The sequence below is a fragment of the Ureaplasma diversum genome (assembly GCF_000941095.1).
Taxonomy (GTDB): Bacteria; Bacillota_I; Bacilli_A; order Mycoplasmatales; family Mycoplasmoidaceae; genus Ureaplasma; species Ureaplasma diversum.
Genome location: NZ_CP009770.1, coordinates 1 through 23403, shown reverse-complemented (window position 1 = coordinate 23403; position 23403 = coordinate 1). Strand labels below are relative to the sequence as shown.

General features: G+C 29.6%; 18 protein-coding genes, 1 tRNA gene and 1 pseudogene. 5 read left to right on the top strand and 15 right to left on the bottom strand.

The genetic code is table 4. From position 1 onward, the window contains the following. Positions 1-74 precede the first annotated feature (74 nt). The 3 genes and pseudogenes from uvrB to JM47_RS00090 all read right to left on the bottom strand — a co-directional run bounded on the left by uvrB (position 75) and on the right by JM47_RS00090 (position 5737). The gene (gene uvrB, locus JM47_RS00100) at positions 75-2078 is read right to left on the bottom strand and encodes an excinuclease ABC subunit UvrB (protein WP_208895026.1); all 2004 of its coding nucleotides are present in this window, start codon (positions 2076-2078) and stop codon (positions 75-77) included. A 436-nt stretch (positions 2079-2514) separates the two neighbouring features. Beyond that, positions 2515-4822, bottom strand: a pseudogene (gene secA / locus JM47_RS00095) (preprotein translocase subunit SecA); the annotation flags it as partial. Positions 4823-4837: 15 nt separating this feature from the next. Then, a complete protein-coding gene (locus tag JM47_RS00090; RefSeq protein ID WP_208895024.1) occupies positions 4838-5737 on the bottom strand; it encodes an ABC transporter ATP-binding protein in 900 nt (299 codons plus the stop codon). A gap of 117 nt (positions 5738-5854) precedes the next feature. Here JM47_RS00090 and tyrS point away from each other — a divergent pair, with 117 nt between their 5' ends. The 4 genes from tyrS to rplT all read left to right on the top strand — a co-directional run bounded on the left by tyrS (position 5855) and on the right by rplT (position 8463). Next, positions 5855-7096 carry a tyrosine--tRNA ligase gene (gene tyrS, locus JM47_RS00085; protein WP_208895023.1) on the top strand — a complete coding sequence of 414 codons (1242 nt, stop codon included), beginning with the start codon at positions 5855-5857 and terminating at the stop codon, positions 7094-7096. A 192-nt stretch (positions 7097-7288) separates the two neighbouring features. After that, the gene (infC, locus tag JM47_RS00080; protein WP_038101999.1) at positions 7289-7849 is read left to right on the top strand and encodes a translation initiation factor IF-3; all 561 of its coding nucleotides are present in this window, start codon (positions 7289-7291) and stop codon (positions 7847-7849) included. Positions 7850-7866: 17 nt separating this feature from the next. Further along, complete coding sequence (rpmI, locus tag JM47_RS00075) at positions 7867-8061, top strand: 50S ribosomal protein L35 (RefSeq protein ID WP_038101996.1); 195 nt, start codon at positions 7867-7869, stop codon at positions 8059-8061. 36 nt (positions 8062-8097) lie between these two features. Further along, on the top strand, positions 8098-8463 hold the full coding sequence (gene rplT / locus JM47_RS00070) for a 50S ribosomal protein L20 (RefSeq protein ID WP_038101994.1): 366 nt from the start codon (positions 8098-8100) through the stop codon (positions 8461-8463). 62 nt (positions 8464-8525) lie between these two features. On the opposite strand, the gene JM47_RS00065 is transcribed toward rplT, so the two are convergent. Continuing rightward, a complete protein-coding gene (locus JM47_RS00065) occupies positions 8526-12275 on the bottom strand; it encodes a hypothetical protein (protein ID WP_208895022.1) in 3750 nt (1249 codons plus the stop codon). Between the two features lie 350 nt (positions 12276-12625). On the opposite strand from JM47_RS00065, the gene JM47_RS00060 reads away from it, so the two are divergent. Continuing rightward, a tRNA-Leu gene (locus tag JM47_RS00060) sits at positions 12626-12709 on the top strand. Between the two features lie 67 nt (positions 12710-12776). On the opposite strand, the gene JM47_RS00055 is transcribed toward JM47_RS00060, so the two are convergent. The 11 genes from JM47_RS00055 to JM47_RS00005 all read right to left on the bottom strand — a co-directional run bounded on the left by JM47_RS00055 (position 12777) and on the right by JM47_RS00005 (position 23399). Then, positions 12777-13079: a sigma factor-like helix-turn-helix DNA-binding protein gene (locus JM47_RS00055; RefSeq protein ID WP_208895021.1), complete on the bottom strand. Its 303-nt coding sequence runs from the start codon at positions 13077-13079 to the stop codon at positions 12777-12779. Next, on the bottom strand, positions 13063-14124 hold the full coding sequence (ftsY, locus tag JM47_RS00050; RefSeq protein ID WP_038101987.1) for a signal recognition particle-docking protein FtsY: 1062 nt from the start codon (positions 14122-14124) through the stop codon (positions 13063-13065). Before ftsY ends, JM47_RS00055 begins: the two co-directional genes overlap by 17 nt. Before the next feature lie 2 nt (positions 14125-14126). Beyond that, positions 14127-17075 carry an AAA family ATPase gene (locus tag JM47_RS00045; protein ID WP_208895020.1) on the bottom strand — a complete coding sequence of 983 codons (2949 nt, stop codon included), beginning with the start codon at positions 17073-17075 and terminating at the stop codon, positions 14127-14129. Positions 17076-17247: 172 nt separating this feature from the next. Then, a complete protein-coding gene (locus JM47_RS00040) occupies positions 17248-17688 on the bottom strand; it encodes a hypothetical protein (RefSeq protein ID WP_208895019.1) in 441 nt (146 codons plus the stop codon). 2 nt (positions 17689-17690) lie between these two features. After that, positions 17691-18281 carry a PQ-loop domain-containing transporter gene (locus JM47_RS00035; RefSeq protein WP_208895018.1) on the bottom strand — a complete coding sequence of 197 codons (591 nt, stop codon included), beginning with the start codon at positions 18279-18281 and terminating at the stop codon, positions 17691-17693. Between the two features lie 207 nt (positions 18282-18488). Further along, positions 18489-18962, bottom strand: coding sequence for an RpiB/LacA/LacB family sugar-phosphate isomerase (locus JM47_RS00030; protein ID WP_208895017.1), 474 nt, complete (start codon positions 18960-18962; stop codon positions 18489-18491). Then, positions 18955-19518, bottom strand: coding sequence for an L-threonylcarbamoyladenylate synthase (locus tag JM47_RS00025; protein WP_038101977.1), 564 nt, complete (start codon positions 19516-19518; stop codon positions 18955-18957). Before JM47_RS00025 ends, JM47_RS00030 begins: the two co-directional genes overlap by 8 nt. A 2-nt stretch (positions 19519-19520) precedes the next feature. Next, positions 19521-20381 carry a HemK/PrmC family methyltransferase gene (locus JM47_RS00020; RefSeq protein ID WP_208895016.1) on the bottom strand — a complete coding sequence of 287 codons (861 nt, stop codon included), beginning with the start codon at positions 20379-20381 and terminating at the stop codon, positions 19521-19523. A gap of 1 nt (position 20382) precedes the next feature. Then, positions 20383-21462, bottom strand: a complete 1080-nt coding sequence (gene prfA, locus JM47_RS00015) for a peptide chain release factor 1 (RefSeq protein ID WP_208895015.1) — start codon at positions 21460-21462, stop codon at positions 20383-20385. A 136-nt stretch (positions 21463-21598) separates the two neighbouring features. Beyond that, the gene (rpmE, locus tag JM47_RS00010) at positions 21599-21886 is read right to left on the bottom strand and encodes a 50S ribosomal protein L31 (RefSeq protein ID WP_208895014.1); all 288 of its coding nucleotides are present in this window, start codon (positions 21884-21886) and stop codon (positions 21599-21601) included. Positions 21887-22016: 130 nt separating this feature from the next. Further along, complete coding sequence (locus JM47_RS00005) at positions 22017-23399, bottom strand: DnaA ATPase domain-containing protein (protein ID WP_208895013.1); 1383 nt, start codon at positions 23397-23399, stop codon at positions 22017-22019. Between the last annotated feature and the right edge of the window lie 4 nt (positions 23400-23403).

The following is a 23403-nucleotide window of genomic DNA, read 5'->3' as shown; positions in this document are numbered from 1 at the left end:
GTTTGGAATTTAAGAAATATCAACAAAAGACCGCTCGAAGCTTAGCTTCATAAGCGGTCTTTTGTTGTGTATAGCTATTTATCTTTTTGAGCTTTTAAAGCTTCAAGTTCATATACTTGATCTCTTAAAACCATAGCTAGTTCATAGTTTCGTTCTTTAGCAGCATCTAGCATTGCTTTTTTAAGTGATTTGATTTTTTGATCAATTTCTGATTTAGTTGATTTATTAGTAAATATATTAGCTTGTTGTTTAGCTTCTGAGTTAATTAGATGTTCATTAATTGGTTTGATGATGGTTTTGGGTGTGATGTTGTGTTTCTTATTATAAGCGATTTGGATATCACGTCTTCGTTTGGTTTCATTGATAGCAATTTCCATAGCTTGTGAGATTTGATCTGCATACATGATTACTTTTCCATTAATGTTTCGAGCAGCTCGACCAATGATCTGAATTAAAGCTTTATCACTTCTAAAGAAACCGGTTTTATCAGCATCAAAAATAAAGACAGTACTTACTTCAGGAACATCTAACCCTTCTCTTAATAAGTTGATTCCAACAACACAATCATAAACACCTAATCTTAATTTGTTAATGATTGATGCTCGTTCTAATGTTTTTAGTTCGTTGTGTAAATAAGCTGATTTAATGGGTGTGTCATTTAAATGTTTTGATAATTCTTCAGCCATTCTAATGGTCATTACAACAACAAATGCTCGTTCATTTTTGTTTTTAAGTTCAATTAAACTATTAACTAAATCATCAAATTGATATTCAGTTTTACGGATCTCAATTTCAGGATCAAGTAGACCTGTTGGTCTTACAATTTGATCAACTACAACATTATTAGATAATTCAATTTCTTCTTGGTTTGGTGTAGCTGATACATAAATCACATTATCTAATAAATGATTAAATTCATCATAGTTTAAAGGACGGTTATCTAAAGCACTAGGAAGTCTAAAACCATATTCAACTAAAGTTTGTTTTCGACTTCTATCAGTGTTGTGCATCCCTTTAACTTGGGGTAAGGAGATATGTGATTCATCAACAATCATCAACCATGGTTCATCACCATAACTCATAAAATCAAAGATTGTTCAAGGAGTTTGGTGTGGTTGTCTGTGTTCTAGATGTCTATAATAGTTTTCAATTCCACTACAAAAACCAAACTCAACAATTGATTCAATATCTTGTTTAGTTCGTTGATAAATTCTTTGAGCTTCAATTAGTTTATTTTCTTTTTCAAAAAAATGAACTCGCTCTTTTAGTTCTATTTCAATGTTATTAATAGCAATTTCTAATTTGCTTTTATCAAACACATATTCATTAGCACTTCTTAAAATGATTCTTGATTCATGACTAATTACTTCATTAGTAACTGGATCAACATTACTAATTGATTCAATTAGATCACCAAAGAAAACAATTCGCACCTTATACTCTTGACTAAATCCGTACATGATTTCAAAATACTCACCACGAATCCTAAAAGTTCCTGGTACTAAATCATTATCTTTACGTTCATACCCTAAAGCTACTAATCTAGCTTTAAGTTCGCTAAAGTTAATTGTTTGATTAACACATAAATAAAGGTTGTTATCAATGAATTCAAAAGGTGAAACTGATGCATAAATACAAGCAACTGAAGCTACAACAATCACATCAGATCTTGTTGCAAGTGAATTGATCGTTGATAAACGCATCATTTCAATTTCAGAGTTAGTTACTGAATCTTTTTCAATATAAGTATCTGTTGTTGGTTTATAAGCTTCAGGTTGATAGTAATCAAAGAAAGAAATAAAATATTCAACCCGGTTGTTAGGAAATAATTCTTTAAGTTCAGCATAAAGTTGTCCAGCTAAGGTTTTATTGTGCACAAGCACAATCGTTTTAAGCTGGGTTTTTGCAATTACATTAGCAACACTAAAAGTTTTACCAGTTCCGGTTGCTCCTAATAACACTTGGCGTTTAACATTGTTTTTAATATTAGTAACCATTTGATCAATTGCTTTGATTTGATCACCTGCAGGTTGATGATTACTAACTAATTCAAAAGGATATCTTTCTTTTTGACTCATAACTAATCTTCTTGTTGTTTCTTTTTAACGATCAGACCAGTATTTCGATCAATATAACTATCACTATCTTTTCAAGGATTAGCTGTTTCATTACTATTAGCCATTTGATCAAAAGATTGTTCATAAGCTAGTTGTTCATTAACTAATTGTTCAAGTTGTTTATTAATATTTTGATCATCATCTATTTTTTGATCATTATCTTGATTATATTCATTAACTTGATCTTCTAGTTGATCAACTTGTTCATTAGTAGCAAATTGTTGATCAAATAAAGCTAAAGGATCATCAAGATCAACTTGATCAACTTGATCATTAACTTGATCACTTTCATTAGCTAAATCAAAGATATTAAATCCATCAAGCATTTGTTCTTCATCAACTAAGCTTTGAGTGATTTGGTTTTGTGGTGAGTATGCAATTCTTCCAACTGCACTTGTTGTTAGTCAAGCTACATTATGTTTTAGTTCTTCAAATAATTTATCTGAATCTTCTACATAAATATTTAATGGAGCTTTTTGTTCATAAGCTCTTAAGCTAACGCTTTCTCGGATCTTTTGAGTAATATCTAAGTGTTTAGTTCATTGACTATCAATGTTATTAATCATTATTTCTGTTAAAAATTGATTAAAGATTTCAGTTGTCATTAAAGACTCTTTTTCATCAAAGAAAGTAGTTGCATCAGTTTTTAGTTGTTGTTTTAAATCTTTATTATCAATTTTTAAATAGTTATCTATTAATAAATAATCACTATGGAAGATTGTACTATTAGCAATTTCAATTAATTTGTATTTATCAACAATATCAGTGTTTGGTTGATTATGTGCTTGAAATAAAATATCATCAATCACTGTATCTAACATTCGATAAAAAACAGCTTTATTGTTTTGAGCTAACAAGATTGTATCTCGTTGCATATAAATCAATTCTCTTTGACTACTTAGTACATAATCATAATCAATTAAGTTTTTTCTAGTATCGTAGTTAAGTGATTCTACTTTTTTTTGAGTGTTATTTAATAATCTAGTAAAGAAGTTAGTTGAGATTACATCTTCACTTAGTTTATCATCAGCTTTAGCTAAGTTATCTGTAGCAAATCTAGTAAATAAAGTATCTTCCATTGAAATGAAGAATCGTGATTCACCAACATCCCCCTGTCGTCCAGCCCGACCACGTAGTTGGTTATCAATTCTTCTTGAATCAGCACGTTCGGTTCCAATAACACATAACCCACCAACAGCTAAAGCTTCTGGAGATACTTTAATATCAGTTCCTCGCCCTGCCATATTAGTAGCAATTGTAACAGCTTTAAATTCACCAGCTTTAGCAATAATATCAGCTTCTCGTGCGTGGTTTTTAGCATTTAGAACTTCGTGTCTAATTCCAACTTTATCTAATAGTTGGTGAAGGGTTTCAGAGTCTGCAACTGATGATGTACCAATTAAAATTGGTTGACCAACTTCATTTCTTCTTATCACTTCAGCAATTACATATTTTCATTTAGTTCTTTTGTTATCAAATACATAATCAGGGTGATCGATCCGTGCAATTGGTTTATTGGTTGGAATTGTAACTACAACCATGTTATAGATGTTTAAGAATTCTTCAGATTCAGTAACCGCTGTTCCTGAAACTGCAGCTAGTTTTTTATATAATCTAAATAATGATTGATATGTAATAGTAGCAACTGTTAAGTTTTCAGGTTCAATCTTAATTGATTCTTTAGCTTGAATCGCTTGTTGAAGACCAGCACTATAGCTACGTCCTTCCATGATCCGACCAGTTGACTGATCAACTAATGCTATTACTTCTTCACCTTCATCATTTTCTTTAACAATGTACTCACGCCCATTCATAAAAGTGAAATTAGCTCGTAAAGCATTAGTTGTTTTATGAATTAAATCAGAGTTTTCTAAGTTATAGTAATTATCTGTTTTAAAGTATTCTTGAGCTTTAGCTACACCACTTTCAGTTAAAGCTACAGCTTGTGATTCAGGATCTAATGTATAGTCTTCACTATCTAAAGTTTTAACAAACCGATCAGCTTTAATGTAGTTACCAATTTCTTCTTGGGGTTCACCAGAAATAATTAATGGTGTTCTAGCTTCATCAATTAAAACTGAATCACCCTCATCAACGATTGCAAAATATAAACCCCTTTGGACTTTACTATCATAGTTAGTAACCATGTTATCACGTAAATAATCAAAACCAAGTTCAGAGTTAGTTGTATAAGTAACATCACAATTATAATTAGCTCGTTTCTCATACTCACTCATACTTGCTTTAATTTGTCCAACAGACATATTTAAAAAGCTTAAAGCAGGTTCAGCAAAATCTGCTCCTACTTTAACTAAGTATTCATTAACAGTAACCATATGAACACCCTTTTTATAAAGGGCGTTTAAATAAGCAACTAAAACTAATGTTAGAGTTTTTCCTTCTCCTGTCATCATTTCAGCGAAGTCACCAAAATAAACAATGATCGCTCCAATTAATTGGACACGATAAGCTTTTTTGTTGTGGACTCGATAAACTACTTCACGAATGATAGCAAGAGCTTCAATTAATTTATCATCTAAAGGATTATTATTTGCGACATATTCAACAATAGCATCAGAACGATTAACTAATTCTTGATCAGATAAAGCACCATATTCTTCTTCTAATGCAATTACTTCATCAGCTAAGTTTTTAGCACGCATTAGGATTCTGTTTTTAGGAGATACTTGCGAAAAAATATTCATGTTTAAATCCTTTTATTATTGATCTCACTTTAAGTCATCAACACCCTTTGGATGTTCGTTTTTATACAGTTCAGCAATCTCACCATTACGAACCTTAATTACTAAAGTTCCTAACTCAGCAAAGATAGGGTTATGCGTAACAATGATAACTGTTGTTTTTAGTTCTTTATTAACTTTAACAAACTCTTTTAAAATTACTTTAGACATTGTTTCATCAACAGCACCAGTTGGCTCATCCCCAAATAAAATAATCGGGTTTTTAGCTAATGCTCTTGCAATTGAAACACGTTGTTGTTGTCCCCCAGAAAGTTCATGTGGGAACTTTTTAGCATAATCTAACATTCCAACCGCATCAAGTGCTTTTGCAGGGTTAATTCGACGACTTTTATCAACTTGTAAGTCTGCCCCAATTTCTACATTTTCTTCAACAGTTAATGTTGGTAATAATCCATATTGTTGGAAAACAAAACCAATGTTCTTTTTTCTGAATTCAGTTAGTTTGGTATGAGACATATTAATTAATTGTTGATCACAAACCCGAACATCACCTTCAGTAGCTCGATCTAAACCAGACATAATATTCATTAAAGTCGTTTTTCCAGATCCTGATGGTCCTAGTATAATAACAAACTCACCACGTTTAATATCTAGATCAACACCCTTTAAAATATCATTGATTAAATATCCGTTTGTAAAGATCTTCTTAACCCCACGTAACTCAATAATATTGTTTGGATCACGCAAAGGCATATTGATTTCACCCTTGTGTTGTTGGTTAAGTTTATCAACTTCTTTGATCCGTTGTTTAATTTGTTTTTGTTCTTCTTTTGAAAGTTTTTTGAAATTAGACTTTTCGAGTTTTTTAGGATTAGATACAATTTCTGGTTGGTTATCTTGTGGTTTATTATCCTTCATAATTTCACCTCAACCGGTTAATGTTAAATGTTAAATTAAATTATAACCATTATTGCTTTAACTTAACCATTTAAAAATGTTTATAATTAATAATTAACAATGATTAAAGGAAACAATATGCATAAACTAATTAAAGAATTAAAAGAGCGTGGCTTAATTAATAATATTACAAATGAACAAAAACTAGAACAAGCACTAGCTAATGATAAAGCAATTTATATTGGTTTTGATCCAAGTGCAATTAGTTTACACTTAGGTAATTATGTTGCAATTAATGTTTTGCAATACTTTAAGGCTTATGGTATTAAAACCTATGTCATTTTAGGGGGAGCAACAGGGATGATTGGTGATCCTGGTGGTCGATCATCTGAACGAAACCTATTAGATGAAGCTACTCTTTTAAAAAATGTTGAAGGTATTAGTAAACAACTAACTGCTTTAACTCAGTCAACAATTATTAATAATTATGACTTTTATAAAGATATGAATTTTATGCACTTTTTAAGAGTAGCTGGGAAATTAATTAATGTTAATTATTTACTTGAAAAAGAAGTGATAGCTTCTCGTCTTGAAAGCGGGATTTCATTTACTGAATTTAGCTATAACTTAATCCAAGGATATGACTTTTTACAATTATATAATAACTATGATGTAAGTATTCAAGTTGGTGGCTCTGATCAATGGGGAAACATTACAACTGGAATTGAAATGATAAGAAAAAGTAATGGGGATGATAACACTGCTTGTGGAATTACCATCAACTTATTAACTAATTCAGAAGGGAAAAAGTTTGGTAAGTCTGAAAAAGGAGCTGTTTTCTTGGATGAAGAATTAACATCAGTTTATGAAATGTATCAATTCTTATTAAACCAACCAGATGCTGATGTTAAAAAACTACTTTTATTTACAACAAGATTACCATTAGAAGAAATTGAACAAATAATGCTTGAGCATGAAACTAATAAAGGATTACGTTATGCTCAAAAAAGATTAGCTGAAACTGTTGTAGTTAATATTCATGGACAAGAAAAATACAATCAAGCAGTTCTTATTTCTCAAGCATTATTTAGTGGTAAATTAGATGAACTAAACCATGATGATTTTATCTTAGCTCTTAAGAATTTAGAAACAACACCAATTGAAGGTGAATCTATTAGTTTATTAGAATTATTAATAGCTGCTAATATTTCAACAAGTAATCGAATTAGTCGAGAATTAATCAGTAATGGATCAATTATGATTAATAATCAAAAGATTGTTGATAATGAGTTTGTTGTTAAAAAGATTGATGCATATGAACAACAATATACATTAATCAAAAAAGGAAAAAGAAATTATTACTTAGTGTTATGAAAGTAAATAGCACTAGCTTTTTATAATAAAATTTAGTATAATAATACCCGTATAAAGAAAGTAGTTTTTAACTCACCCGATTGCTCTTGAATGTAGTAATGGGTTTTAGCTTTAAGATTGAAAAACAACCTTAGCGGTTGTTTATATTTTGTTAATATGTTTCTTTATACAATTATAAGTTCAATATAGGAGCATTTAATGTACACACCAAAAAACCAAAATCAAACCAATGACGCTCGTAAAAACCAACAACCTTTAATTAATGAAAACATTAAGTTTAGAACGGTTGTGGTAATCGACGATAAGGGTGCTAATTTAGGTGAAATGGACCGAGCAAAAGCTTTAGAGCTAGCAGCTTCAAAAAACTTAGATCTTGTTTTAATTGCCAAAAAAGGTAAAGTACCTGTTACTAAGATCCTTGACTATGGCAAATTTAAATATGAGCAAAAGCGTAAACAAAAAGAATCAAAGAAAAACCAAACTATTATCAAAGTAAAAGAAATCAAGATCAAACCAACAATTGGTGATCATGATTTACAAGTTCGTGCTGAAAACGCAAAACGTTGATTAGCTGATAAAGATAATGTTAAGTTTGTAATTGAAGCTAGAGGTCGTATGAGCACTAAGGATGAGTTCATTGCTCAAGCTTATGAAAAATTCATTGATTTGATTAAAGACTATGGTCATGTTACACAAGCTAACAAGCGTGTAAGTGTTTATAGATACGAAACCATTATTGAACCAATTAAAAATAAATAATGAAAGGATAAGGAACTATGGCTAAAATTAAACAAAAAACTAAACGTGCTGTTTCAAAACGTTTTAGTGTAACGAAAAGTGGTTTATTAAAACGTAAACACGCCTACCGTTCACACCTAGCTTTAGGAAGAAGTACAAAGGCTAAACGTCAACTTCGTAAAGATACACTTGTGCATGCATCTGATGTAAAAAGATTCAAGCAATGCCTTTAATTTAAGAATTTTTAATTTAAACAAGAGGAGATTTATATGAGAGTAAAAGGTGGAACTGTAACACGTAGACGACACAAACGTTGATTAGATAAAGCTGAAGGTTCATGAGGAACACGACATACATCTTTTAGAATTGCTCGTCAAACAGTAATTCGTGCTGCTGAATATGCTTACAGAGACCGTCGTAACAAAAAACGTGATTTCAGAAAATTATGAATTGCTCGTATCAATGCAGCAGTTCGTGAATTAGGATATACTTACTCACAATTTATGAACGCTTTAGTAAAAGCTAATGTAGTTACTAAAGACGGTCAAGGTTTAAACCGTAAAATGTTATCTGAATTAGCAATCAACAACCACGATGAATTTGTTAAATTAGTTAACAGCGTAATGAAGAAATAATTCATTAACAAATAAATTTATATAATTAAAAACCACTTCGATAACGGAGTGGTTTTTGTTTGTTAAACTGGTAGGTATGGAAGAGTGTTATAGATATATTTATGATCTTCGTCAGTATAAACAACACGTTTGTCAAATAATTTATCAATAAGGAAATCTAATATATTACGATCTCTTGCATTAGTTGGAACAGCTACTAAATTTGATAAATATTCTTCTACGCCTTTTTCATATTTAGCAAGGAAATTTAAACCTTTGAGTTTAACATTCGTATTAGGGTTGTCTAATTTAACTTTGAATGTAACTTTTGCATAATGCCCTTCGTATATTACATTTACAATATTACGAATATCATTTTTTCTTAGCATATGAGTTTTTAATTTTCCATCTTCGGTTAGGAAAACAGTAAAGAAAGCATTTTTATTTTCTAATTCATTAAGAATATATTTTGATGGGTCAATAAATCTAAGACTAAATTGAATTTCTTTACCACCGCTTATTCTATAAGCGTTAACATTTTCATATTTAGCTAATAAACTAGGAACTTCGAAGCTTTTGTTATAATCAACATTTTTGTATTTTGTATCTTTACCATCAGTAAAGAATGTTATATTTTTAATCTTATATGTTGTTGGTCTATCGTGTTCGATATATTCGATTGGTGTTATATTTTTAGATAAATTTACTTTGAATTTTCTACTATTTCTATTATCTCTATATAGTTTGACTAAACGAAGACCTTTTGGAGTTTCGATATCAGCTCATATTATAGGTATTTGCGTTTCTCTTGATAATTCAATTTCTAGTTCACCACCAACTTTACCAGTTATGTTACCTAATGGTTTTGTACTATCAGTATTTTTATCATTGGCTGGGATTTCTTTATGAATACCATAAGTTTGAACATCTACAACTCTTATTGAGTTAGCTATTTGTTCATTTTTATTAGTTATTTCTTCATTTATCTTATCAATCGAATCAAATGCTTTATCAGCATCTGTTTTACCTATAATTTTATCTATTCTATTTTTGAAATCTCTATATTCTTGTTGAGTAAAAAGAACTTTATTATTTTCTAATTTATAGTTAGAAAGATATTTTTTATTTTTAAGAATATATTGGTTTTCTTGAGCAAATTTATTAGCTTTATTTTTAATCTTTTCAAGAGCTTTTTTTATTTCAGTTTCTTTATTAGGGTCACTTTTTAAAGCTTCAGTTTCTCTAGTTAATTGATCTTGTTCATAACTTCTAAGAAATTGTGTTTTTAAATAATTTTTAGTAGCTTCTTTTGCTTGATTAATTCTTTGAATAATAGCTTGTATTCTTGCTTTTTCATCAGCTTCTTCTCGTTCTCTTTGTCTTCGCTCTTCTTCTAAACGTTTAATTCTTTCTTTTTCTTCAAGGATTCGTTTTTCTTCAGCTAACTTACGTCTTAATTCTTCTTGTCGTTTTTTCTCTTCAGCAATTTGTCTTTGTCGAGCAAGTTCAGCTTCTCTTCGTTTTCTTTCATCCTCTTCTTCTCTTTTTTGTCTAGTAATTAATTCTTCTCTTCTTCTTCTTGCTTGCAGTTTTTTATTATTTTGTTCTTCTGCTTGAACTAGTAATTCATTTAATTTTTCAGGATTATTTATATCCTTATATTGATTAATTAATATTTTAAATTTATCTTGTTCTTCTTTTGACAGTTCTGATAATTTAGATATAGCATCAGAAATTGCTTGTTTCTTCTTTTTTAATTCGTTAGTTTTCTTTTCTTTTTCTTGTTGTTCACGTAAAGCTATCTGACGTCGTTTTTCTTCTTGTTCTTTTTGCTCTCTTAGTTTTTGCTCACGCTCTAATTGTTGTTTTTTAAGCAGTGCTTCTTTTTCCTTGGCAGCACGTTGTTGTCTTAAGATAGCTTCTTGTGCTTCTTTATCTTTAGCTGCTCTTTCTAAAGCAACTCTAGCTGCAGCAGCTTCTGTTTCTTTTCGTTGTCTCTCTTCTTCAGCACGTTTTTGTTCTTCAACTTTTTTACGCTCAGTTTCGATTCTGATTCGTTCTTGTTTAGCAATTAATTCTTCTTGAGCTTTTTGACGTGCAGCTTCTTCAGCTTTTCTTAATTCTTCTTGTCGTTTTCTCTCTTCAGCTTGTAGTATTGCTTCTTGTTCTTTTTTCTTTAGCTCTTCTTGTTCACGCTTTTTAGCTAATTCTTCAGCTTCTTTTTTTCTTAAGAGTTCAGCAAGGGCTTCAGCTTCTTTTCTAAGTCGTTCTTTTTCTTTTTCAAGTGCTTGTAATTCTTCTCGTTCTTGAATTTTTTGTTTAAGTTCTAATTCTTGTCTTTTAGCTTCTTCTTGCAACTTCTTGATTTTTTCAAGTCGTTCTTTTTCTTCTTGTTCTTTTTTGATCCGTTCTTGCTCAGCTAATCTTTTCTCTTCTTCAGCTTTTAGACGTTTTTCTTCAAGACGTTTTGCTTCTTCTTCAGCTTTTCGTTTAGCTTCTTTTTCTGCATTTTCGCGATCAATAACTTCTTGAATCAATCGTTGTTTTTCTTCTTCAAGTCGACGAATTTCAGCTTCAATTATTGACTTACCATCTTCTTCGATTTTTAACTTGATTGCTTCATCACTTTGTTCTTGCGTTTTATCAGCAGTTTTAGGTTCAGGAGCTTTTTCTTTTTCTTCTGGTTTTGATGATTTTGGTTCTGGTTTTTCTTGTTGTTTCTTTCTAGCTTCTTCTAGTTCTTTTTCTAGTTTAATTCGATCAGCTATTTCTTGGTCTGATTCTTTTTCAGGTTTAACAGTTTCAACTTTTTCAGTTTCAACAAAATCCCGATCTTTAACTTTTGATGGAAGCTCAGCTGAAAAAGTATCCTGAGTAATATTGGTTTTACCAACTAAAAGCTCAGAATTTACATTTGAACCACTATGATCATTAATTGCTTGAGAATTAGATGAACCAACTTCTGGTGAATCTAATTCTAATGATGAAGATTTATCTTGAATAACACTAGTTTGTTGATTTTGTCTACTTTTAGGTTCATATTTTAAAAGGATTGGTCGATCAACAGAATCCTTTTCTACTTCAGATCTTGAATTACCTTGAACATTAATTCTTCCATCGTTAACTAAATCATAAGGGTTAACTATTGCAGTTGGAATTTTTTCATCTAAAGTAACACGAATAATTTGATATTCAATTGTTTTAATTAAACTTGAAGCATTAGCAACAATATTACCTTTTTGATCAACAATTCCTTTAATATCTACTTGTTTTCCATCAAGTGCACTAACTAAACTAACTCTTATTTGATGATTAATGAAATTGTGATCATTACTACCAATTATAAGTGTTCCCAATCCTTTGTTTAGTTCATTTGGTATTAGTTGAACAAAAATAGGTTTAACTATTTCTTGTTTTTGTTGATCAGTTAAATCTTTAGCTGTGATTATTTTTTGATTAGTAATTGGATCAATAATATGATCTAATTGATATATACCAGGGTTTGGTAAATCAGCTGTACTTATACTAGCTAATCCGTTAGCATTTGTAAATGAGATGATTTGATAATTCTTAACTTCTTTTTGTGACTTGTCTAAAAAAACAGCAATTACACGCTTGTTTGCATATTGCTTTTTGTCTAGTTGAACATATATCAATTTACTCCCAGTTGCTAAGTACTGGTTTGATTGTTCTAAGCTATGTTGTTTAGAATTATAAATTTGAGATCTGTTATTAAGTCCGATGCCAAGTCCTACTCCAAGAGCAACTGAAGAAATTAATCCTGCACTTGTAGTAGCTTTGATAATAACACTCTTTTTCTTATTTATTTTCATATTAACATCTCCTTTTTGTTGTATTAACAACTCCAACGGATAATTTCATATATTTTAATAAAACCATTTATGAATATATAAAAACAAATAAACACTTATAATTTGAAGTGTAATAATGTTTAAAGTTAATAGTTAAATTAAGATATAGTTTTCATTAAATGTTTATGTTCGATAAATAATATTAAAATATTTATAATATTTACAATGTACTCATTATTTTAACTCATTTAACATATAAATTTACAAAATACTTATCCTATCTAATTACGTTATGTTTAAATAATTAGTACATTTTATCAATTAGTATTGATTTAGTTTACTAAAAAGAGTAAAATTATTAAATATAAAAAGCACTCGTGGTGGAATGGTAGACACGCTAGACTAAGGATCTAGTGCTTAATCGCATAAGAGTTCAAGTCTCTTCGAGTGCACCATTAAGATATTTAAAAAATAACACAGCAATGTGTTATTTTTTCTTTATCTATAAAACCATTATTTCTATTAATCAAGCTCTTTTAGTTTAGCTACTAGTTCTTGATCTTCTATTGTTAAATATAGTTGTTCTCGTTTCATTCTTTTAATAGTTAGATTTAAAGCAGCTTCATACTTTAATAATAGTTTTTTAACTTTTTCAACACCATCAAAAGCTGCAGCTTTTGATACATTAAGATGTTCAGCTATTTCAGTAAAAGAGAGATCATCAAAGAAGTGTAAACGGAAGTATTCTACTTGTCTTTTTGTTAATAAGTTGAAATATGAATCAAATAGTTCGATTCAATATAGTAGATTATCTAGTGTTTGCATCTGTGTTGATACCTTTGATCATTCCATCAACAAATAACTCTAAGTCAAAAACACTTAAATCATTAATTGATTCACCTAAACCAATTAATTTAACAGGGATATTAAATGCATCTTTAATTGCTAATACAATCCCACCCCGGCTTGTTGAATCCATTTTAGTTAAAACAATTCCTGAGATCTGAGCAGCTTCATTAAATGCTTTAGCTTGGTTAATACCAGATTGACCAAGGGTTGCATCTAATACTAATAAAGTTTCATGAGGTGCAGTTGGATCAAATTTATGAATTACATCATGAATTTTCTTTAGTTCATTCATTAGATTAGTTTTATTTTGTAATCTTCCAGAAGTATCACAAATTACTAAATCATATTTTTGTTCATAACCCTTTTTAACCCCAGCATAAATTACTGAAGCTGGATCTTGTCCTTCTTTTGATGGAAGTTCAATATCAACATTAAGTCGGTTAGCTCAAACTGTAAGTTGTTCAACAGCACCTGCTCTAAAAGTATCCCCAGCTACTAATAAAACTTTTTTGTTTTCATCAACAAATTTCTTAGTAATTTTAGCAATTGATGTAGTTTTACCAACACCATTTACCCCAACTACTAAAACTACATTAGTACGGTTAGTTTCTAAGTTGATATCAGTACTAATAGTTGTATCTTGGATGTAATATAAAAAGATTTTATCAATAATAATTTGTTTGATTAATTCTGGATTATCAACTTTTTGATAAAGCATTTCATTTTTAATTGCATCAATGATTTTAGTTGTAGCTACATATCCAACATCATAACCAATTAATGATTCTTCAAGCGATTCATATCATTGATCATTAATTTCAATGAAATTATGAGCTAATTCATTAATAGCATTAGCAAGGGTTGATGATGATTTACGTAATCCTGCATCAAACTTTTGACTAGAATCACTTTCAAGTTTTAAGATCCGTTGTTCTTCAAGCTTGGTTGCAATCTGTTCAACTTTTTCTTCAACATCTTTTTTACCGCGAATTTTGTTTCATAATTTTTTAAAAAAACCCATAACTAATTGATTTCGCTTTCGTATTTAATTTTTGCATCCTTAAGATCAATTTCAAGCAATGATGTAATACCATTGTTCATCATTGTCGTACCAACTAAACGACCACAAGCTTTCATTGTCCCTTCACGGTGTGTAATAATTAAGAATTGAGTATTATCACTATATTTTTCAATAATCTTTGAGAACTTATCAACATTGCTTACATCAAGTGCAGCTTCAGCTTCATCTAAGATTACTAATGGGAAGTTAGCAATTTTTAAGATTGAGAATAGTACTGCTAAAACAACAAGTGTTTTTTCTCCCCCTGATAAAGCATTTAATTTAACATTTTTCTTAGAAGGTGGATTAGCAAAGATTTCAATTCCTGATTCTAAAATATTATTACTATCTTCTAAAGCAACAGCACATGAACCACCATTAAATAGATATTGGAAAATCTCAGGTAATAGTTTGTTTGTTTCATTGATAATATGCATAAAATCAGCTCTTGCTTTTTTATCAAGTTCAGCAATTGTTGATCTAATTGCTTCAACAGCTTGTGTAGCTTGATCAAATTCAGCTTGTTTTAGATCAAACTCTTTTTGTTTTTCTTCATATTCAGCTAAGGCATTTAAATTAATGTTTTTGAACTGAGCTAAGTCTGTTTTTAGATTTTCAATTCTAAAGTTAGCTTGAGCTTCTGATAATTCTAATTCTTTATTAGCATAAAGTTCTGTTGCATATTCAACAGTCATTTCATAGTTTTCAACAATTCGTGAAGCTGCATTATTAATGCTTAAATCTAGTTTTTCTAAATTCATTTTATTAATTGTTGAATCATTATTAAGTTTATCAAACTTTGTTTTTAGTGTTTCAAAAGCTTCTTCTTTACTTCTTTGTAATTTTAAGAAGTCATTAGCATTATTTCTTGCCACTAACATTTGTTGTTCTAAATCTTTAATTTGTTGATTCTTATTAGCAACAACTAAGTTTAAATCATCAATTTTAACTTTTGCTGAATCTGGATCAAAAGCCTTAGTTGATAAAGAGTTATAGTTAGCAATATTGTTGTTTCTTAATTCTTTAGTACTTATGATCTTACCTTCAATTGAAGCAAGTTGAGTTTGGTGAATATTGATTTGGTTTTGAATAGAGATATTATTAGTTTGAATAGTATTAAGTTGGCTTTGTTGACTGATTAAATTATTATTAACTTGATCATATTTAGAAGAGATATTAGCTAATTCTTCTTCTAAGTTAATAATAATTTTTTTATGATTAGAAGAACCACCCTGAATAGCTCCCCCAGCAAAAACGATTTCACCTTCTAAAGTTACTACTTTATAGTTTTTATAAGTGTATTCACTTAAAACTGCTGCAGCATTTATATCTTCTGCAATAATGATGTTTCCTAATAGGTTTTGAATACAAATATTATATTCATTTTTGATTTTAACTAAACTACTAGCAACTCCAACATAACCTTTTAGTGTTTTAAGAGCATCAATAAATTCTGGTTTAATTGTTTTAGCTACTAAGTTTTCAACAGGTAAAAAAGTAGCTGATCCAGCATTATTTTTCTTTAAGAATTCTACGCAATTAATAGCTACATTATTATTACGTACAATAATATTATTAATTGCTTTACCAAGTGCAGTTGTAATTGCTAGTTCGTGATCTTTATGAGTTTTAATGTTATCAAGTACAGTACCATAAACTCCAGGTAAAGCATTTTTAGTATCAACTATTGCTTTAACTCCACGATCATAACTACTTCGACTATTAATTTCAGCTTCTAAATATTCTTTAGCTGTTTTTAGTTTGTTTAATTCACTACTTAAGTTTTGAACAGATTTTGTTAATGAGCTAATTTGTTCATAGTTTTTAGTGTGAGTAGTTTGTAGATTAGCTACTTCTTGTTTATGTTTTGTTTGTTGTTGATCTAAATCGTTTAAATCAAAATCATTTTTAGCAATTAATTGTTGATATGCATCTAAACGTTCTTGAGCAGTTTTAGCATTAACAGCTGCATTCTCAATATCACTAACAAGAGCATGTAATTGATCAGCTGCATGTTTGCTTTCATTTTCAAGATTACTTTTTTGATTATATAAATCATTTCACATATTATTGAAATGATCATATTGATCTCTAATTTCTTGAATTGAATTTTTTTCAACTTCAACTTGTGGTCTAATTAATTCTAATTCTTTATCATTATTAGCTAGTTGGTCTTTGATTTGTGATACCACTTTTTGTCAGTGGGTGATATTTCTTGTTAAGATAGTTAACTCTAGTTCAGTTAATTCGTTTTTAATTCGTTTGTATTCTTCAAATCGTTGTGCTTGGTGTTTTAGTTTAGCTAATTCTTTTTGTGTAATTGCAAGTGTATCTGCAATTCGGTTTAAGTTTTCGTTTGCTTTATCAAGTGCGTTGTTTGCTTCATGTTTCTTTTTTGTATATCGCCCAATTCCTGCTGCTTCTTCAAAAACTTTCCGACGTTCAGCTGGTTTAGCTTCAGCAAATCAAGCAACAGCTCCTTGGTTAATAATTCCTAATGAACCCTTAGATAGTCCGCTATCTAAAAACATTTCAATAACATCTTTTAAACGGACAACTTGATCATTAATAAAATAGCTACTTTCATCAGTTTTAGTATTAACAATTCTAGTAACTTTAATTTCTTGTTCTTCAGATTTAAGAATCTGATTAACATTATTAAAATATAAACTAACCTTAGCTACAGTTGCTTTAGGTGTGTATCTACTTCCTGCATACAATAAATCGTTTTTATGTCCACGCAACGTTTTAGATGATTGTTCTCCAATCACTCATTTTAGTGCGTCAACAACATTTGATTTACCAGTTCCATTGGGTCCGATGATACCAGTCATTGGATGTTTAAACTCAACACTAATTGGCTCACCAAACGATTTAAACCCAACTCCTTCAAACTTTTTTAGAAATATCATAAATATGCTAATCCTTAATATATAAGTGTTTTTACTCACTAACTTAAATTATAAGAAAGTTTAGTAAAAATATCTTATTTATATTGTTTTATCAAAGATAAATAAAAATAACAAGCAACTAATTGCCTGTTATTTTATTCTTGATTTTATATGTGTTTAATTTGTATTGTGATTACTTAATTGGGTAGTTGATGTTGTTGTATTCAACTTCACTCATGTTTGCTTTTCTTGCACGTGAACGGTTCACAAGTTTGAAGATAAGTACGATTGTACTTAAGAAACATGATAATGTTTCTGATAACGCAACAAGGATGAAACCACCAACGTTAACAGATACCCCTAATCAAGCGAAGACACCTAATAATCCTAGCCCGATAACAGTAATAATTCACATTAATACAGATAAACTTTCAGTTCTTTTTGAACGAAGAATTTGGATTACAACTGGAATGAATGCAACGAATACTAATACCGCACCCATAACTTGGAAAGCAACCCCTCATTCAGAAGTTGGTCATCCATAACGACTAGCAGATTCAGCAAGTTTAGCACCATCTAAACCATCTACATCTGCTGCTTTAGCTAATGTAAAAGCTTGTAATTCACTTAACATAACTAGTTAGCCCCCTTTGTTTTTAAGTTTAATGAAGGCTTAACGATTTTTTCGTAGTAATCAGCTTCGCTCATTCCATTTTGTTTTGCTTTTTTCATGTTTGATAATTTTAAGAATGCAACAATGAATGAAGTTGTAGCACATAAGAATTCACAGAAGATTAAGAAGATACCAGGAATTAAGTATCCAGCTACTCATTCAGAATTGTTTAGAACGTATTCTCCACTCTTAGTCATTAAGTAGCTTTCTCCGTTTTGAATTAAGAATGCTGCAGAGTTTGGATTAACAGCAACTAATCCAATACCATAAATTGTTAAGAATACTGTCGCAACCCCTGTAATGAAGAATAAAGCAAAGTTAACAGTAACTGTATCTCTATCTTTTAAAGTCTTGATTGTTTGTGGTAAGGTACTAAACCCAATAACTAGAGTACCAATTACTGAGAAAACAGCAATGGCAATACTAATTCCGCTTGCAGATACATCTGATTGACTGATTTCTGTTAATTCGCCTCATTTACCTTCTAAAGCGACTTTGTCAGAAGCAGCTGCCCCATTAAACAATTCAGACACTACGTAACCTAATGATGACATAATGTTTAATCTCTTTTCATATTGATATTTAATTATAAGACATATATTGCAATTAAATGATACAACAAAAAAGAGAGAAATTTTGCAAAAAACCAACAAAAAAATAAAAAAATGTGCTTATTTTATTGGCACATTAGTTTCATAATCTGATTTATTTATATTTGGTAGATTTGTGAATAAATAAAATCTATTTATACAAGTTTTTATTTACTTTTTGTGTTTTTGTTCGTATTCACTAATTAGATCAATTCGTTTTTGGTGACGATCACCAGCAAACTTAGCTTCTAAGAAATGATCTAACATAGAAAGAATTTGATCTAATGACTTAGTTCTAGCTCCTAGTGAGATAACATTAGCATTATTATGTTCTTTAGCAAGAGTTGCACTAATATCATCATAAACTAAAGCAACCCGACTATTAGCTACTTTACTTGCAGCCATACTCATCCCAATACCTGTTCCACAAACTAAAATGCCAACTGGTTGATTTTGGTTAGTTTCTTTTTCAACTACTTTTTTAGAAACTGCAAATGCATAATCTGGATAATTAACAGATCCATCTTCTTGATTAGCTCCAAGATCAACTACTTCATAACCTTTATTTTTAAGATGGTTAATAATTTGATCTTTATATTCATATCCAGCATGATCATTAGCAAAATAAATATATTTCTTATCCATTATTATTTCCTTCTTTATTTTCTTTTAGTTCTTTAAGGAATGATTCAACAAGTTCAATATTAGCACCTTTGCGTACATATTCTCATTTATCAATATCAATGATTGTACTTGGACTTGATAATGTTTGTTGCCCTTCAACATACATTAATCGACTATTTGCTCCAAATACAAAGATTGCTTCTTTATGGTTTTTAACTGGTTCTTCGCCTGAGATATTAGCACTACTACAATATAATGGACCTAATTTTTCAACAAGTTTAATGATCGTTGGAACATTAGGCATTCGATAGCTTTCATTATCTTTAATGATCGTAACTGTTCCTGGTCAAACTAAATCTAAGAATTGTTCTTGTTCAACAGTTAGATCTCCTAATAAATCATAATTAGCTACAAACCTTACTAGTTTTTTGTTAGCATCTCTTTTTTTAATATTATAGATAACTTCTTTGTTTTTAGCTAATAAGCCGATAACAGTATCAGTGGGGATAAGTACACAATGGTTTTTAACTAAAGCATCATAGATGGCATTTAAATCAGATAATTTATATATTTTCATAATTATTTAAGGTTTGTTAATACTAATATTCTATCAATGTTATTATAATCCTTTATAAAGTAGTAATAATAAGAAACATTTTTTTGTTTAAGTAGTTGAATAAGAAGTGGTTTTTGATCAAAACCAATTTCAAAGATGATTACAAAATCAGGATTTACTATTTGATCAATATGATCAATAATCAACTCATAAAAGCTTAAACCATTTTCACTATCAAAATCAACTAAGGCTTGGATTGGATCATTTTTAGTTAGTGATTCTTCAAGTTGATATGATTGAGTAATGTATGGAGGATTACATACAATCAAATCATATTTAGTTGTTTTATTTTGTTTTAAATATTGTTTTAAATCAGTATGGATTAAATTGATATTTAGATTGTGATATAAAGCATTGAGTTTGATGTTTTCAGTCGCTGTATGATCATACTCTAAACAAGTTAAATCAATATCTGGGTGTGCTTTTTTTAAGCTTAAACCAACAGCTCCTGTCCCTGCACAAAAATCAGCAACCTTTTTAATACTATTATATTTAGTAAGATAAGTTAGTGCTTCTTGAACAAGTAGTTCAGTTTCAGATCGAAAAATAAAGACACTTGGTAGAACAAAGAATTTAGTTTTTAGAAAATAATCAAAACCAAAAACTCTAGCAAATGGTTGGTTATTAATACTAAAAGCTTCTATAGTTTGTTGAAATTTAGCAATTATTTGTTCACTAACATCATTATTTCTTAATTTCATATATTGATCATAATCATTAATATGAAAATCCATAGTAAATAATGTTTTATATGCTAAATTAGGATCTAAATTAGAATCATTAAGCCTTTTGTAACCATATGCTATTAATTGTTCATAAGTCATATTAAATCCCTAAGTTTGTCATTAAACTTGCTTGCTCTTCGGTAATTAAGGCTTGAATGATTTCATCAATATCACCTAACATGATTTGATCAAGCTTGTTTAAAGTTAAACCGATGCGGTGATCTGTTACACGGTTTTGGGGATAGTTGTAAGTTCTTATTTTCTCACTACGATCCCCTGTTCCAACTTGGTTTTTACGCATGTTAGCAAACTCACTATTAGCACGTTCTTGTTCAGCTTCTCAAAGTTTAGAACGAAGCATTTTCATAGCTGTTTCTCGGTTTTCAATTTGTGATTTACCTTCTTGACAAGCAGCAACAACTCCAGTTGGTATATGCGTAATTCGCACAGCTGATTCAGTTCGATTAACGTGCTGACCCCCAGCTCCTGAAGCTCGATATGTATCAATTCTTAAATCAGATGGGTTGATCACAATATCAACTTCATCTTGTTCAGGTAAAACAGCAACTGTAATTGTTGAAGTATGAACTCTTCCTTTTGATTCAGTAGCTGGAACTCGTTGCACACGGTGTACTCCTGATTCAAATTTCATTCGCGAATAAACTTCTTCTCCTGAAATCATAAAACTTATAAAACTATAACCAACAGATGAAGGAACTAGTTCAATAATTTTCATTTTTCAATTACGTGATTCTGCATATGCTCGATATGTATCAAATAAGTTTCCAACAAAGATTGAAGACTCATCTCCCCCTGCAGCTGGTCGCATTTCAACAATCACATTCTTATCATCATTACTATCAGTTGGTAATAATAAGATCTTAAGATCGTTTTCAAGGGTTGGAATTTTTTCTTTAGCATCATTTAATTCAAGTTGAGCTAATTCTAAAAGTTCATCATCCTTTTCATTAGCAAGCATTTGTTCAGCATCTAATCCACTTTGGATCGTTTTTTCATAGACACTAAAAACTTCAGCAACCTTTGATGTTTTTTTAAGTTGGATATTAATTTCTTTTACACGTTTAAAATCAGAAGCACAAGTTTCTAATTCTTGTTTTAGTTCAGTGTCTTTAAGTGTTACCTTTTTAACAGCATCAAATAATTTCTTATTATATTCCATGTTTAATAATCCTTTAAAAGATAAAAATAACAGACGGATTTGCCTGTTATTTGAATACTAATTCCTGTTTAGTTAGCAGTATTAATCCTGGCAAATTCCTATTAGATCATTAATAGTAAATAGCAAGATTAACTAACTATAAAGCACTTAAACCTGGACGTGGTTTAGACTTACGAACAACTTCTTTTTTCTCTGGTTTTTTATTAATGTTGTTTAGACCTGTTTCAAACTTGCTACTTAGTTTTTCAGCACGTCCACGTAAAGTTGTTCCAGTTGATTGTTTACCAATGTAGAATGAGTGACAATTTGAACATACTTCAACTGGGACTTCTTTAGTGCTACCTACAGTTTCAATAACAAATTCTTTTTGGCATGTCACACACTTATAAGTACATGACGATGTTGATGGATGAATGTTTTTCATAACTACTCCTTTATAATATATAAAATCCTAACGTAACAAAAATTAGTAACCGTTATTCTTGGTTTTAATACTAAAACACACTATATATAAATATATAATAAATTAAGCTAAAAATTCCATTTTTTTGCTTTTATTTCATTTTATCTAATAAAATTTTTATTTGTCCACTTAATTGTTCATCAGTTTCTAGTTTAGTATTTATTTCATGATATGAATGAGATATTGTAGTATGGACTTTACCAAAATATCGTCCTATATCACTAAAACTCATTTTCAGTTCACTAACAGCTAAGTAGTAAATGATTTTTCTTACTAAGATGATTTGAGCAACTCTACTATCTGATTTAATAACTTCTTTTTTAAGGTTATATTCTCTACAAACTAAATCAATAACATCTTCTAAACTAAATTGTTTTTTAGCTTTGATTCCAAAAGTAGCGCCTGATTCAGATAAATGGATATCAATAAAGTCTTTATCAATGATGCCTTCAATTCCTAATTCATGTGATCAAAACTTAATTTGTTTAAGTAAGCCAATTAGTTGTCTAATATCATTTAAATAGTTTTCAGCAATATATGTAATTACTTCACTATCGTAATTAAAAATATTGTTTTGAGCAAATCAATGTTTGATGATCTCTTTAACATCTAAGACAGTAGGAATGGTAATCTTACATTGAATCCCTCCACCAAAACGAGAAATTAATCGTTCAGGGAATCCTTTTAAATCTTTACTTGGTTTATCACTTGTAATAATGATCTTAGCTTCTTTTTTGCCTTTAACACTATTAAAAATAGTAAAGATCACATCTAAAGCACTATCTCTTGAAGCTAAGTTTTGAATATCATCAATAATTAGTAAATCAGCTTCTTTCATTTCGTTTTTGATTTTTTCAACTTGTGAACTGCCTAAACCAGATGCTGAAATATATCGACTATAAAAATCATTAGCTTCTGTATAATAAACTTTTTTAGATGGGTTAGATAGTGCATAAGCATTACCTGCTGCTAATACTAAATGGGTTTTACCAATCCCTACACTTCCAAATAAAAAAACTGGGTTATAATCATTATATTGATCATCATTTTTTAATAAAGCTTGAATGATACTTTGGGCTTTTTCATTGAAATTTGAAATAATAAAATTATCAAACGTCATTCGTTTATTCTCATCAGAGAAGTTGATTCGATTATCAGAGAACTGATTAATAACTTTAAAACCAACTTGTTCAATTTGGGATTCGTTTTCTGTGATAAAAACAACATTTAAAATTTCATAGTTGTTTTTAGAAAATAAATCAATTAGTTTTTTAGTAACAAGTTTGGTTTCAACTAATGCTTTGTTTAAAGCAATTTTGCTGATTTTATCATTTAACAAAACTTTTAAAATACCATCTGAAACATTAAATGCTTTGGCATTGTTTAAAATATTTAAAATGTTTTCTGAAACAAGAGAAGGGTCTAAGGAATTAATAACTTGCTTATATAAAACTTGAGCTTTTTTATCTTCCATAATC